At 71.8% G+C, this 13858-nt stretch carries 16 protein-coding genes; 11 read left to right on the top strand and 5 right to left on the bottom strand.

The annotated features are described in order from the left end of the window. Positions 1-2 precede the first annotated feature (2 nt). Both K1T34_RS00350 and K1T34_RS00355 read right to left on the bottom strand, forming a co-directional pair. Positions 3-617, bottom strand: a complete 615-nt coding sequence (locus K1T34_RS00350; protein ID WP_220242313.1) for a GPP34 family phosphoprotein — start codon at positions 615-617, stop codon at positions 3-5. After that, on the bottom strand, positions 614-2080 hold the full coding sequence (locus tag K1T34_RS00355; RefSeq protein WP_255638201.1) for a glycosyltransferase family 39 protein: 1467 nt from the start codon (positions 2078-2080) through the stop codon (positions 614-616). Before K1T34_RS00355 ends, K1T34_RS00350 begins: the two co-directional genes overlap by 4 nt. A 156-nt stretch (positions 2081-2236) precedes the next feature. On the opposite strand from K1T34_RS00355, the gene K1T34_RS00360 reads away from it, so the two are divergent. Further along, entirely contained in the window at positions 2237-3466 is a 1230-nt protein-coding gene (locus K1T34_RS00360; RefSeq protein ID WP_255638202.1) for a sensor histidine kinase, read from the top strand. Continuing rightward, positions 3463-4113 (top strand): response regulator transcription factor, encoded by a 651-nt coding sequence (locus tag K1T34_RS00365; protein WP_220242314.1) that lies wholly within the window; start codon positions 3463-3465, stop codon positions 4111-4113. Before K1T34_RS00360 ends, K1T34_RS00365 begins: the two co-directional genes overlap by 4 nt. Positions 4114-4116: 3 nt before the next feature. Here K1T34_RS00365 and K1T34_RS00370 read toward each other — a convergent pair whose 3' ends face one another. The 3 genes from K1T34_RS00370 to K1T34_RS00380 all read right to left on the bottom strand — a co-directional run bounded on the left by K1T34_RS00370 (position 4117) and on the right by K1T34_RS00380 (position 6270). Then, positions 4117-4917 carry a LytTR family DNA-binding domain-containing protein gene (locus tag K1T34_RS00370; protein WP_255638203.1) on the bottom strand — a complete coding sequence of 267 codons (801 nt, stop codon included), beginning with the start codon at positions 4915-4917 and terminating at the stop codon, positions 4117-4119. A 430-nt stretch (positions 4918-5347) separates the two neighbouring features. Further along, entirely contained in the window at positions 5348-5719 is a 372-nt protein-coding gene (locus K1T34_RS00375) for a helix-turn-helix domain-containing protein (RefSeq protein WP_220242315.1), read from the bottom strand. 116 nt (positions 5720-5835) lie between these two features. Continuing rightward, entirely contained in the window at positions 5836-6270 is a 435-nt protein-coding gene (locus K1T34_RS00380; RefSeq protein WP_220242316.1) for an SRPBCC family protein, read from the bottom strand. Between the two features lie 50 nt (positions 6271-6320). Between K1T34_RS00380 and K1T34_RS00385 the strand changes: the two genes are divergently transcribed. From K1T34_RS00385 to K1T34_RS00425, 9 genes are all read left to right on the top strand, one after another. Continuing rightward, on the top strand, positions 6321-6878 hold the full coding sequence (locus K1T34_RS00385) for a TetR/AcrR family transcriptional regulator (protein WP_220242317.1): 558 nt from the start codon (positions 6321-6323) through the stop codon (positions 6876-6878). Between the two features lie 38 nt (positions 6879-6916). Next, positions 6917-7927, top strand: a complete 1011-nt coding sequence (locus K1T34_RS00390) for an Lrp/AsnC family transcriptional regulator (protein WP_220242318.1) — start codon at positions 6917-6919, stop codon at positions 7925-7927. After that, entirely contained in the window at positions 7924-8820 is an 897-nt protein-coding gene (locus tag K1T34_RS00395; protein ID WP_220242319.1) for a polysaccharide deacetylase, read from the top strand. The genes K1T34_RS00390 and K1T34_RS00395 overlap by 4 nt, the downstream gene beginning before the upstream one ends. Continuing rightward, positions 8817-10115: an MFS transporter gene (locus K1T34_RS00400; protein WP_220242320.1), complete on the top strand. Its 1299-nt coding sequence runs from the start codon at positions 8817-8819 to the stop codon at positions 10113-10115. Before K1T34_RS00395 ends, K1T34_RS00400 begins: the two co-directional genes overlap by 4 nt. Further along, the gene (locus K1T34_RS00405; RefSeq protein ID WP_220242321.1) at positions 10115-10906 is read left to right on the top strand and encodes an SDR family NAD(P)-dependent oxidoreductase; all 792 of its coding nucleotides are present in this window, start codon (positions 10115-10117) and stop codon (positions 10904-10906) included. Before K1T34_RS00400 ends, K1T34_RS00405 begins: the two co-directional genes overlap by 1 nt. Beyond that, positions 10899-11897: a ketopantoate reductase family protein gene (locus tag K1T34_RS00410; RefSeq protein ID WP_220242322.1), complete on the top strand. Its 999-nt coding sequence runs from the start codon at positions 10899-10901 to the stop codon at positions 11895-11897. The genes K1T34_RS00405 and K1T34_RS00410 overlap by 8 nt, the downstream gene beginning before the upstream one ends. Next, positions 11894-13045: a M20 family metallopeptidase gene (locus tag K1T34_RS00415; RefSeq protein ID WP_220242323.1), complete on the top strand. Its 1152-nt coding sequence runs from the start codon at positions 11894-11896 to the stop codon at positions 13043-13045. Before K1T34_RS00410 ends, K1T34_RS00415 begins: the two co-directional genes overlap by 4 nt. Positions 13046-13155: 110 nt before the next feature. Then, complete coding sequence (locus K1T34_RS00420; protein WP_220242324.1) at positions 13156-13590, top strand: hypothetical protein; 435 nt, start codon at positions 13156-13158, stop codon at positions 13588-13590. Continuing rightward, on the top strand, positions 13587-13775 hold the full coding sequence (locus K1T34_RS00425) for a hypothetical protein (RefSeq protein ID WP_220242325.1): 189 nt from the start codon (positions 13587-13589) through the stop codon (positions 13773-13775). The genes K1T34_RS00420 and K1T34_RS00425 overlap by 4 nt, the downstream gene beginning before the upstream one ends. Positions 13776-13858 lie beyond the last annotated feature (83 nt).

Genomic DNA, 13858 nt, shown 5'->3' on the forward strand with positions numbered 1-13858 from the left:
GCTCAGCTCCCACCCGCCATGGTCGCCGCCCGGCGAGTGCGCAGCAGTCCGCGCAGCGCCGGCACCGCCGGGCCCACGGCCTCGTCCAGCTCCGCGAGGCGCGCGGCGTGGCGGCGGGACGAGCGGCGGGTGAACCCCACCTGGGCCGCCGCGGCGAGGGCGGTCAGCGCGGCGGCGCGGGTGTCCACTTCGGACAAGGGCACGCGCAGCGCTCGGTCCACAGTGGCGCGGACCTCATCGGCCCGCAACCGATCGTCCAGGCGGAAAACCTTCCGGCGCAGCACCGGCGTGACGTGCGACCGCAGGAGTCCCGCGGCGGCCAGCTGCAGCTCCAGGGAGTGGAGGGTGTCGGCCGAGTCGCGGCGCAGCAGGCGTCGCCAGCGGGTCGGGCCCGCGTCGGCGAGGTCGGTGAGCAGGTCGTCGAGCAGCAGGTCGCCGGTGGGGCCGTCGCCGGTCGCCGAGACGCGGCCGCCGGTGACCGTCAGGTGGCCGCGCAGCAGGAGGTCGGTGACGGCGGAAGCGCGCACGAGCAGCGCGGCGTGGCTGCGTCTGCGGACGCGGCCCTGGTCCGGGTCGCACGCGAGCAGGTAGGCCTGGGCGGCCAGCGAGGGGGTCATTGCCGTTTCACCAACGGCCAGATCTGGTCCCACGACTGCGTCCTTCCGGTGTAGAGCCAAATAAGTCCTGGTACGACCTCGGTCACCGACGCGAAGTAGGGCTTCAGCAGCGTCGGGTCGAAGCCGGTGAAAAGCACGTCCCGCGCCTGGTCCGGTGGCCGGTCGAAGTACCAGTATCCGCGGTGTCCACTGTAGACTTCGGTGATCCCGTATCGCGGGCCGTAGTACTCGACGGCCGCGGCGAACGGGTAGATCTCCGCGTACACCGCCGTCTGCGCCTTCACCCCGGGTGGCAGCGACGAGTACGTCTGCCCCACGACGTCGGCGACCTGCTTCTGCGCCGTCTCGCCGCCCGCGAACACCGTGCCGAGCGAAAACGGCCCGAACGACGTCGCCGTGACCGACGCCGGCCACACCGGCAGCGCGGCCACGGTGACGGCGGCCGACAGCCCGAACGCGATCCCCACCGGGATCCGCCACCAGCGCACCAGGTCGCGCCGGCTCAGCTCCGTGGCCGCGGCCGCGAACGGCAACGCGTAGAGGCTCATCAGGTAGTACGAACGGCCGTGGGTCAGCACCACCGCGACGGTTACCAGCAGCAACGCCAAGGCAAGGTAGCGGTACGGCCGCAGCTCGGGCGAGCGGAACAGGCGCCACACCCCGTAGAGCAGGGCCGGCACGCCGACGCCCATGCCCGCGCCGAGCAGCCCGTCGCGCGCGAAGGCGAAGTAGCCGGGGAACTCGGCGGCGACGACGTCGGCCATGTGCGCGTACGGCCAGTCGTGCGTGGCCTGCCAGACGAGCGCGGGGATCGTGGCGACCACCGCGATCAGCGCGCCCAGCCACAGCTTCGGGCGGCTCAGCAGGCGGCGTGGACCGAGGACGGCCGCGGACACCAGCACGGCGGCCCACAGCGCGGGGATGAGGAACTTGACCTCCAGCGACACCGCCGTGACCGCGCCCGCCCACACCAGCAGGCCGTCGCGGCGCGTGCGGGTCCAGCGGACCAGCAGGAAAACGACGACCGTCCACAGGAACGGATCCAGCGCGTAGGTGGAGACCCAGTGGCTGAGGACGACCAGGTTGGACGTCGCGGACAGCCCGCCCGCCATCAGCTGCGCCGGGCGGCGGCCACCCAGTTCGCGGGCGATCAGCGCGGTGACCACCACGCCGGCGCCGACCGCGAGCGCCATCGGCAGCCGGAACGCGAGCAGCGAACCGGGGAACAGGCGGTCGAGCGTGCCCGCGAGCAGCGGGACGAGCGGTGGCTGGTCGAAATACCCCCAGGCCGGATGATCTCGACCAGCCACCAGGAAATAGAGCTCGTCGAACCCGTGCGCGTAGCGGACGCTCGTGAGCACGAGCAGCGCCGCCGCCAGCGCGGCCACGGTGAGCACCGGCAGCCGGGCGAACGGGGCGATCTCCCCCGTGCTGGTCTCGCGGCTCGTCATGAGGCTCGTCATGATCCGAGTCCACCGCGCCGGCCCGGGTCGGCGTAACGGTGATCGGTAGCCGATGCGGACGACGAATGTTGTCCCGCGCGCAACTTTCGTTGCGGATCCTCCCCCGGCCGGTGCGATTCCGCCGCGGCGGTCCGGACCAGCCGTTACCGTGACGGGGTGAGCGAAGTGCGGCGTGGAACCTGGCCCCGCCCGGCCGAAATGGGCTGGCTGCTGACCGCGGCGCTCCTGTTCGCCGGGCTCGACTTCGCGCTGCACTGGGCCGGGCCGACGAGCGGGGCCTTCGGGCCGTACGCCGGGCTGGCGCTGCGCCTCGCGTGCGACCTTTCGCTGCTCGCGGTGTTCCGCTTCCCCGACGCGGTGGCCGGGGTGCTCGTGGTGGCGTCGCTGGCGATGCTGGCGTCGGATCTGTTCTGGCCCGGGCTGCTGGTGCCCGCCGACCAGCCGAGCCTGATGACCGTGCCGACCGTGACGCCGGTGGTGCTGAGCCAGCTCCCGCGCGTGATGGACCGGCGGCAGTTGCTGTGGATCGGCGGTGTGCTGGCGGTGCTGGCGACGCGGCCGTGGGACCCCGCGTGGAACACGACGCCGTTCGGGCTGCTGAGCACCGCGTTGCCCGTGGCGGTGGCGCTGTACTTCGAGGCGCGCCGGCAGCTGCTGCGTTCGCTGCGGGACCGGGCCGAGCGCGCCGAACGCGAGCAGCACCTGCTCGCTGAGCGAGCCCGCGCCGAGGAACGGCGGCGGCTCGCGGGCGAGATGCACGACGTGGTGACCCACCGGTTGAGCCTGATGGTGCTGCACGCGGGCGCGCTCGGCGTGGTGTCGACGGACCCGGCCGTGCGCTCCGCGGCCGAGGACATCCGCCGCGAGGGCGCGCACGCGCTCGACGACCTGCGTGATCTGGTGGGCGTGCTGCGCGACGGTTCGAGCATCGAGCCCCCAGCCGCTTCGCCGGCCCCGGTCGCTTCACCGGCCCCGGTCGCTTCGCCGGCGGACCTGGTGGCCGAGTCGATGGCCGTCGGCGTGGCCACGGAGCTTTCGATGAGCGGGGACCCGGACCAGGTGTCGCCGACGGTGGCGCGCACCGCGTACCGCGTGGTGCAGGAGGCGCTGACGAACGTCCGCAAGCACGCGCCGGGTTCGGCGGCCGCCGTGTCGCTGCGGTACCACTCGGGTGGTCTCGACGTGTTCGTCACCAACACCCGCGGGTGCCTGCCGCCCGACCCGACGCTCGCCGGCAGCGGCTCGGGCGCAGGGCTGAGCGGGCTGCGGCAACGCGTCGAGCTCGTCGGCGGGCAGCTCGAGTCCGGCCCCGAGCCCGGCGGCGGATTCCGCGTCGGTGCGATACTTCCCGCCTACGTCCCGACGACGGAAGGTGCTCCCCGGTGATCACGGTGGTTGTGGCCGACGACGAGCCGATGGTCTGCGCGCACCTGCGCACGATCCTGGGCTCGGCCGAGGACCTCACCGTGGTCGCCTCGGCTTCCGACGGCGCCGAAGCGGTCGAGGCCGTCGTCCGGCATCGCCCCGACGTCGTGCTCATGGACCTGCGCATGCCGGGCGTTGACGGTCTCACGGCCATCGCCCGCATCGTGCAGTTGCCGAACCCACCCGCGGTTGTCGCCCTGACCACCTTCGACGCCGACACCTACGTCATCCGAGCGCTGCGCGCGGGCGCCGCGGGCTTCCTCGTGAAATCCACGCCGCCCGAAGACCTCATCGGCCTCGTCCGCGTCGCCGCCGACGGCCACACCGTCCTGTCCCCCTCCGCGGCCCGCCGCCTCGTCGCGCTGTCAGCCGACGGCCACGCCCGCACCGACTCGGCCCTCTGCCGCGCCGGCGCCCTCACCGACCGCGAACGCGACGTCCTCACCTGCCTCGGCGAGGGACTGTCCAATGCGGACATCGCCGCCCGCCTCCACCTCGCGGAGGCCACGGTGAAGAGTTATGTGTCGCGGATGCTGGTGAAGCTGGAGTGCGCGAACCGGACGCAGGCGGGGTTGCTGGCGCATGAGGCCGGGTTGGTGAGCCGCTGAGATTCAGCGGTCTTCCTGGCGCGCCCTCTGTCTCCCCAGGACCCGCGCGATCGCGTCGTCGAGCCGGCTCTGCCGGTACGGCTTCAACAGGTAGTCCACTTCGCCGAGTTCGAAGGCATCAACCGCTTTGTCGGCGTACGCGGTGACGAACACCACGGACGGGACCAGGTTGACGGCCGCGATCATGCGCGACATCTCGATCCCGGACAGCCCGGGCATCGCGATGTCGGCGAACACCGCGTCGACCCGCGGCCGGCTGCCGGCTTGCTGCCCGGGGCTGGGCGAGTTGGTCCTAGCCAGCAGCCGCAACGCATCGGCGGCATCGGCCGCACACAGAACCTCACCGACACACGGGTTGGCCCGCAGACCGTGCACGAGCTCGTCAAGGCCGTGCGGCTCGTCGTCGACCGCCAGGACGACCAAGCTCCGGGGGTCGCGTTCCTGAGAGTCGGTGGCGGGGTCGTCCCGACGAGCGTCCTCGGCGTGAGCCTTGTTCCAGAGCTTTTCCACCCGGTCGATCAACGCCACGCCGTCGCGAAGGCGCCCGATCGAGACGAACGCTTCGACGACGACCATCGTCAGCCTCCACGGAGGCAGTGCCGGTGACTTGAGCACCTGGTGGACGGAGGTGCGCGAAAGCCTGGGCCACTCACCCGCGAACTCGGCCTGATCGGCCCGGTCACTCAGCCAGGTCGAGATCCGGTAGGTGCTGGGGTGCCCCGCCCGGGAGTGCAGGCGGTGCAGTTCCTCGTTCAGGTCACGCAGCGGCCCCTCAGGAAGATCCGGCTTGCCCCATCTGCCCATCGAACCCCCGCCGCACCGAGCAGCATCCGCTGTCCGTGAGTGTAAACGGTTGTCAGGGGCCGGAAGGCAGCTCGACCGCTCACCGGACGGCAGCGACCGTCGAATTGGTCTTTTCGGCTCTCCGCAGAACTCCGCTGTCCGGACGCACGCGGACATCAGGAAACAGCCGGAGCAAGCCTGCTCTCGCGTAGACACCACTTGGCTGCCCGCGGACAACCGCGGCGGTCACGCGAACTGAAGGAGCTCCGCATGGGGAACTGGGCCTGGCTCGTCCCGTCGATGACGGCGGCGATCGCGGCGATCGCGCGCTGTGTCCTTGCCGGGATCGATGCCGCCAGCCGGCATCGTGTGCTCGAGACCGTGCTGGCCGGGACCACCCCGCGCGAACGGGTGCCGCTCATTCGGGAACTGACGCGCCCATACGTGCACCTCAAGCCGAAGCCGGAGTGTGTTCCGCGTCGAACGCCTCGCGGGCGGCGGTCACCTGGGTCATGTGGTGGCGGGCCCAGCGGTCGAGCATGTCGAGGGGCTCGGACAGGTCGCGGCCCAGCGAAGTGAGTTCGTATTCCACGCGGGGTGGGATGACGGGGTACGCCGTGCGCGTGAGGACGCCGTCGCGGACGAGGCTGCGGAGGGTTTGCGTCAGGACTTTCTGGGAGATGCCCTCGACGCGTTTGCCGATCTGGGTGAAGCGCAGCGGGCCGTCGCGGAGGGAGCCGACGATGAGGACAGTCCACTGGTCGCCGATGCGGTCGAGGAGCTGGCGGGTCGGGCAGTCGCGGTCGTAAGGGTTTCCCAGCACCACAGGCCTCCTCGAAGTCACTCTCCCATAGAGAGTAACACTCCTGGACGCCACCACGCCCCAAGGACACCGCCGCACCCCCAGCGCAGCGCTGCCCACACCCGAGCGCCCGAAACCTACTGAGCAACCCGAGACTTCTCCGCCACCAAACCCGCCACCACGCGGCCGATGAACCGCCCCAGCACCAGCCGGTAGAACCACCCCGTCCCCGGCACTTTGCCCGTGAACGACGAGTGCCAGTGGATCTCCGTGCCGCCGTCGACCGGCGTGAGGTCGACGTAGGCGCGGTAGTCGCGAAGGGGCAGGCCGCTGCGCAGGGCGTAGCCGAACCGGCGGTTGGGGACCAGTTCGATCACCTCCTCGCACGAGCGCGTGCGGCCGGTGCGGAACACGCGCAGCGCGCCCAGCCCCTCGCGTTCCGACGAACCCGCGCGGGCCAGTTCGAACGAGCCCAGCGGCGACCAGCGCGGCCAGCTCTCGCCGTCGCGCAGCAGCGCGTAGACCGTCGCCGGGTCGGCGGACGTGCGGGCCCGGACCGAGATTCGTTGCATCAGGCCTCCTCGAAGAGCGTGTACCACGTGGTACACGTACCATCTGGTACATGGCGGAGGCAAGGGCAAAGCTCCTCGACGCGGCCGTCGAGCACATCGCGCGGAACGGGGCGGACCAGAGCCTCCGCACGCTCGCGACGGCGCTCGGCACGAGCCACCGAATGCTCATCTACCACTTCGGCTCGAAGGAAGGCCTGCTCACAGAGGTCGCGCGCGAGGTGGAACGCCGGCAGCGCGCCGTGCTCGCCGACCTCGACCCGAGCCTGCCGCCGGACGAGCTGGCGCGCGTGTTCTGGCGCCGGCTCACCGACGAAGCGCTGCGCCACAATGAAAAGCTCTTCTTCCAGCTCTACGGTCAAGCCCTCGGCGGCGCGCCCGGCACGGCGGAGTTCCTCGACGGCGTGATCGACGGCTGGCTCGCGCCCGTCGAAGCGCTGCTCGAACGGCTCGGCGTGCCCGAGCAGCACCGCGCGGCGCAGGCCCGGCTCGGCCTCGCCGTGGCGCGCGGGCTGCTGCTCGACCTCGTCACCACGGGTGACCGTGAAGCCGTCGACGCGGCGATGGAACGCTTCCTGACCCTGCAGGACGCCGGTTTCTTGCAGACCTGACCCTTGACTTGACGTTTTCCTGCATCCACGATGCAGGCGTGCCCGACGAAGTCAAAGTCAGCGATCTGGATCGGCGCATCGTCGCCGCACTGCAGCTCAACGGGCGCGCGTCGTGGGGCGCGATCGCCCGGCACGTGGGCACGAGCGAGTCCACCGTGCTGCGCCGCGCCGGCCAGCTGACGGAATCCGGCCAGCTGCGCGTGATCGGCGTGGTCGACGTGCTGCGCTGCGGTCTCGGCGTGCCGGTGCTGGCGCGGCTGCGATGCCGGCCCGGTACGGCGGCCGCCGTCGCCGAGGCGCTGGCCGCGCGGCCCGAGGTCCGCTACGCCACGGTGCTCGCCGGCAGCGCCGACTGCTCCGCCGAGTTCGTGCTCCCCACCTACCGCGAAATCGCCCGCCTGCAGGGCGATTTCCCCGCCGCCGACAACGTTCGCGACGCCGAGACCTTCGCCGTGATGCGCACGTTCACCTCCAACCACGACTGGAACTCCGGCGAGCTCAGCGCGGAAGCGGCGGCCGAGCTGCGCGACGGCGAGGTGCGGCCGTTCGAGGAACAGCACTGGGAACGCCCGCCGGAGCAGCTCGACGAGCTGGACCTCGCGATCAGCGCCGCCCTCGGCGAAGACGGCCGGCTGTCGTTCAAAGAGGTCTCGCGCCAGGTCGGCACGAGCGAGTCCACCGTCGCGCGCCGCGTCGACTCCCTCGTACGCCGTGGTTGCCTGCGCTTCCGCACGCTCGCCGAGCCCGCGATGTTCGGCTACGCCCTCGAGTTCATGCTCTGGCTCTCGGTCGTCCCGGCCGAGCTCGACCGCGCCGGGCAGCAGCTCGCCGCGCACCCGGGCACCAAGTACCTCAGCGCCACGACCGGCCGCTTCAACCTCGTCGGCCAGATCGTGCTGCGCCACTACGGCGAGCTCTACCGCCACACCACCGACGTCGTCGGCGCCCTCCCGGGCCTGCGGGAAGCCGACGTGACCCTGCAGGTCTCGACCCTCAAACGCGCCTGGTCGCCCACGCCGGCGGCCGCAGCAACTCGGGAGGAAGCATGACCGAACAACCTTGGCTCTGGGACGAGAAGACGTGGCGGGGACACGTCGAGCACGTCCGCGCCGGCCGCTCACTGCGCCCGGCGTCGTGGCCCGGCGGTGCGAAAGTGGCCGTGGCGCTGTCCTTCGACTCCGACCACGAGACGCCCGCCCTGCGCGACGGCGAGGTGCTGCCCGGCAAGCTCGCCCAGGGCGAGTACGGCGCCCGCGTCGGCGTGCCCCGGCTGCTCAAACTGCTGGACCGCTTCAACGCCCCCGCGTCCTTCTTCGTCCCCGCCGTGTCGGCCCTGCTGCACGACGGCGAAGTCAAGTCCTATGTGGACGCCGGTCACGAAGTGGCCCTGCACGGCTGGATCCACGAACGCAACACCGCCCTCACCGAGACCGAGGAGCGCGACCTCGCCTACCGGGCCGCCGACGTGCTGGAACGCCTCACCGGCACCCGCCCGGTCGGCATCCGCACGCCGTCGTGGGACTTCTCGGCCCACACCCTCACCATCACCCGCGAGCTCGGCCTGAAGTACGACTCCTCGCTGATGGCCGACGACGACTGCTACGAGCTGCTCGAGAACGGCGAGCCCACCGGCGTCGTCGAGCTACCCGTGGAGTGGATCCGCGACGACGCGCCGTACTTCATGATGGACCGCTTCGCCTCGCTGCGGCCGTACACGCCGCCGCGCGGGGTGCTCTCGATCTGGCGCGACGAGTTCGACGCCGCCTACTCCGAGGGCGGGCTGTTCCAGCTCACCATGCACCCGCACATCATCGGGCACCGCTCACGCGTCGCGATCCTCACCGAGCTGCTCGACCACATCAGCGGCCACGAAGGCGTGTGGTTCGCCACCCACGCCCAGGTCGTCGACCACGTCCTCGCGGCCGAAGGGACGCAGCCATGACGACCGTGCCATCGACTTCGGACATCTCCACGGAAACCCACCGCCTGAACCCACAGCAGCGCAAGGCGATCGTCGCCGGCTCCATCGGCAACACCGTCGAGTGGGTCGACTGGGCGGTGTACGCCACCTTCTCCCCCATCTTCGCCGGCCAGTTCTTCGCCGGCGGCAACGAAACCACGGCGCTGCTGTCCACGTTGGCCGTGTTCGCCGTCGGCTTCGTGATGCGCCCGATCGGCGGCGCGGTGCTCGGCTCGTATGCCGACCGGCGCGGCCGCAAGAAGGGCCTCACGCTCACCATCTCGCTGATGGCGGGCGCGTCGATCGTGATCGCGGTCTGCCCCACCTACACCCAGATCGGCGTCGGCGCCCCGATCGTCCTGCTGCTCGCCCGGCTCGTGCAGGGCTTCTCGGCGGGCGGCGAGTTCGGTTCGTCGTCGGCGTTCCTCATCGAGTCGGCCGCCACCGGACGCCGGGCGTTCGCCGGGTCCTGGCAGCAGGTCTCCGTCGGCGCCGGCTCGCTCATCGCGGCCCTGCTCGGCACCATCCTCAACTCGACGCTGTCCGACTCCGACCTGCACGGCTGGGGCTGGCGGCTCGCGTTCGGCGTCGCCGGGCTGCTGGGCCTGGTCGGGCTGTGGCTGCGCCGCTCGGTGCACGAGACGGAAGCGTTCGGCAAGATCACCGCCAAACCACGCCGGAACCCCGTCGTCGCGATGGTCCGCGACCACCCGGGCGCGGCGCTGCGCGTCGCCGGCGTGACGATCGCGGGCACGCTCATCTACTACGTGTGGGTCAGCTACATGCCGGCCTACGCCCACCTCGCCACCGGAATCCCGCTCAAGACGGCGCTGCTGGCCAACACGCTGGCGATGCTCGTGTTCATCTGCCTGCTGCCCTTCGGCGGGCTGCTCTCCGACCGTATCGGCCGCAAACCCACGATGACGGCGTTCGCGGCCGGGTTCGTGATCTTCGCGTGGCCCGCGTTCCACTTCCTGGCCAACGGGTTCTGGAGTGTGTTCGTGATCGAGCTCATCGGGCTCGTGCTGATCGTCGGCTACTCGGCCAACTGCGCGGTGATCATGGCCGAGCAGTTCCCGCCCGAGGTGCGCACCACCGGCATCGGGCTGCCCTACGCGCTGGCGGTCGCCGTGTTCGGCGGCACCGCGCCGTACATCACGACCTGGCTCAACGCCAACCACCACGGGGATCTCGTGTGGATCTACGTCGCCGTCGCCGCGCTGATCGGCGTCGCGGTCTACCTCACGATGCCCGAGACGAAGGGAAAGCAGCTCTAGTGCGCACCGTGCTCGTCACCGGTGCCGCGGGCGGGATCGGGGCCGCGATCGCGGCCCGCTTCGCCGCCGCGGGCGACCGGCTGACTTTGTCGGACCTGCGTCCGGCCGAACTGTCCGCAGTGGCCGGAAAGCTGCGCGCCGACCACGGCGTGACCGTGGCCGAGCTGCCCGGTGACCTCGCCGACGCCGCCTACGCCGAAGGCCTGGTGGACGCGGCCGGCGCGGTCGACGTGCTGGTCAACGCCGCCGGCATCTACCCCGCCACGCGCCTGCTCGACATGACCGCCCAGCGGTGGGACCGCGTGCAGGACGTGAACGTGCGGGCCGCGGTGCTCACCACCGTCGCGTTCGGACGCAAACACGTGGCCGCCGGCACCACCGGCACGGTCGTGAACATCTCCTCCGGCGCGGCCACCCGCGCCCGGCCCGGCGCCTCGCACTACGCGACGTCGAAGGCCGCGCTGGAGATGGCGACCAAGGCGTGTGCGGTGGAGCTCGGTCCGCACGGCATCCGCGTCAACGCCGTAAGCCCCGGGTTCGTGACGGTCGACAGCGAAGCCAATCCCGTGACCGAGGCCTACGCCGCGGCCGTGTCCGTGAACCCGCTCGGCCGCCGCGGTGCGCCGCGTGAGATCGCCGACGCCGTGTTCTGGCTCGCCGGCCCGGAGGCCGGGTGGATCACCGGCACGGTGCTGCGGGTCGACGGCGGCTCGACCGCGGGTGCGGCGGGCCTGCCGCTGCACTGGTCCGGGGAAACCCCAGTCCAAACGGGAGGAAGCACGCATGTCTGAGCGCCGCTCTTACACAGTGGTGGGCGGCGGCGCGATCGGCGGGACGCTGGCGTTCCACCTCGCGAAAGCCGGGCACCCGGTGGTGATCGTCGACGCCGACGCGGCGCACGTGACCGCGATCAACGAGCGCGGGCTGACGCTGGTGCGCCCCGAAGGTGAGGAGCACGTCGACCTTCCCGCGTTCGTTCCCGACGAGGCGCCGCCGGAGCTGAGCCGCGTGCTGCTCGCGGTGAAGGCCCAGGCCACGGAGCACGCCATGCAGTGGCTCGAACCGCTGCTGGCGTCCGACGGGTTCGTCGTTTCTCTGCAGAACGGCCTGAACGAGCAGCTCATCGCGTCGTTCGTCGGCGAGCAGCGCACGGTGGGCGCGTTCGTGAACTTGTTCGCCGACGTCGCCGAGCCCGGCGTGGTGCGCGACGGCGGGGCCGGCGCCCTGGTCATCGGCGAGCCCGACGGCCGGATCACCGGCCGTGTCGAGGAAGTCGTGGCCGATCTGCAGGCCTGGGGCCCGGCGAAGGCGACCGCGAACGTCGAGGGCTACCTGTGGGCCAAGCTCGGGTTCGGCGCGATGCTGACCACGACCGCGCTGGCCGACGCGCCGATGGCCGACCTCATCGACCGGCACCGGCCGCTGATGCACGCGCTCGCGGCCGAGGTGTTCGCCGCGGCCGGTTCGCGGGTCCTGGAGCCGTTCGACCAGTTCGATCCCGCCGCGTACCTGCCGGGCGCGGACGGGCGCGAAGCGGCGACGGACCGGCTGGTGGCCTGGCTGCGCACGCAGCCGAAGGACCGCAGCGGGATCTGGCGCGACATCGCCGTGCGCCACCGACCGGTGGAGGTCTTCCACCACTACGCGCCGGTGCTCGACGAAGCCGCCGCGCTGGGGATCGGCCTGCCGCTGCTCAACGCCGTGCTGAAACGCCTCGGCGACGTCGAGTCCGGCGCCGCGATGTCCGAGGACCACCTTACCGAACTGGAGGCACACCTGTGACCGGGATCCGCGAGCTGCACGAGTGGGTGCGCGCGCACCGCGACGACCTGCTCGCCGACCTCGCCGAGTACGTCGGCATCGAGACTCCCAGTGACGACAAGGAAAGTCTCACTCGCGGACTGTCCTGGGTGGACGGCTGGCTGCGCTCCCGGCTCGGTGAGCCGGCGGCCGTGCGCGACGTCGACGGCGGCCGCCACGGCGACATCAAGGTCTACGACTACCCCGGTGCCGGCGAGCAGCCCGTCCTCCTGCTCTGCCACTACGACACCGTGTGGCCGCTGGGCACGCTCGCCGAGTGGCCCTTCACCGTCGACGGCGACCGCGCGACCGGGCCCGGCGTCTTCGACATGAAGTCGGGCCTGGTCCACGCCGTGTGGGCGCTGCGCGCGCTCGACGCCGCCGGTGTGGCGCGCCCGGCGATCCGGCTGGTCCTCAACGGCGACGAGGAGCTCGGCAGCCCCGCCTCGCGGCCGACGATCGAGGGAGCGGCCGCGGGCACGAAGGCGACGCTGGTGTTCGAGGCCAGCGCCGACGGTGCCGTGAAGACCTCCCGCAAAGGCGTGGGCCTGTTCCAGGCACGCGCGAAAGGCGTGGAATCCCACGCGGGCCTGGACCCGACGAAAGGCGCGAGCGCGATCGACGAGCTGGCCCGCGCGATCCTGACGCTGCACGCGCTGACCGACCTCGACGCCGGGACCACCGTGAACGTCGGTGTGATCTCCGGCGGCAGCAGGCAGAACGTGATCGCCGGGGCGGCGCGCGGCGAGATCGACGTGCGCGTGTCCAGCGCCGCCGAAGCCGCCCGCATCGACGCGGGCGTCGCGGCCATCACGGCCCACGACCCGCGCGCCACCGTCACCGTGGAGGGCGGCTGGAACCGGCCCGTGATGGAGCGTTCCGACGGCATCGCGCGGCTCTACGAGCTCGCGCGCGACCTCGCGGCCGAGCTGGGCGTGACCCTGCGCGAATGCTCCGTCGGCGGCGCCAGCGACGGCAACTTCGTGGCCGCCCTGGGCCACCCGGTCCTCGACGGCTTCGGCGCCGTCGGCGACGGCGCCCACGCGCGTCACGAGCACATCAGCGTCGAGGGCATGCTCGAACGCACCGCGCTGGCGGCCGCGGTCCTGCACCGGCTCGGCACCGAGTAGGCGGCCGGGCTTTACGAAGCCCGAACATTCACCCCACACCCCTCGTACACCCGGACGAGAAGGTACTGCCCGTACCCGGAACTCACCGGTCACGAGAGGGAGAACAAGCGATGCGAGGAACCACCTGGACCCGGCGGCTGGCGTTGGCGGGCGGCGGTGTCGCGGCCGGGCTGCTGGTCGTGACGCCGCTGGCCGTGGCGGACACCACCGCTCCACCGGCCCCGTCGTCGAGCGCGGCGCCGGTGGCCCCGATCACGCTCAGCCCTGAGGAGTCGCAGCAGGTCTGCGGCGAGTGGGTGCCCAAGCTGCAGAAGCGGGCACAGAACCTGACCGACCGCATCAACGGCGGCGCCGAGGTCGCCGGGTCCGTCGCGAACCTCAAGGCGCGCTCGGCCGACCAGAAGGCCAAGGGCCACACCGCGGCAGCCGACCGGTTGCAGAAGCGCGCGGACAAGCGCCAGAGCCGGATCAGCCAGCTCGGCGACGCGAAGAGCAAGCTCGACGCGTTCGCCTCGGCGCACTGCAAGCCCGCGGGCACGAAGTGAGGGCGGCCCGGCTCGCGGCCGCGGTCGGGGCGGCCGCGCTCCTGGCGCTCGCGTGCACCGCGTGCGACGGCGGCGACACTGCGGCGCCGTCGGGCGGGGGCTCACAGGCGACGAGCGAGCTCAACGGCATCCAGTCCACGCTCGACAGCATCGAGTCGGACATGGCGGGCGACGGCTCACCCTGAGTCAGGCAGGCAACGGCTCACCCTGAGCCGGCTGTGGCTGGCAACAGCCCGCCGCGAGCACGCCACCACGGCAACAGCCGCTA

It is taken from the genome of Amycolatopsis sp. DSM 110486 (assembly GCF_019468465.1).
Taxonomy (GTDB): domain Bacteria; phylum Actinomycetota; class Actinomycetes; order Mycobacteriales; family Pseudonocardiaceae; genus Amycolatopsis.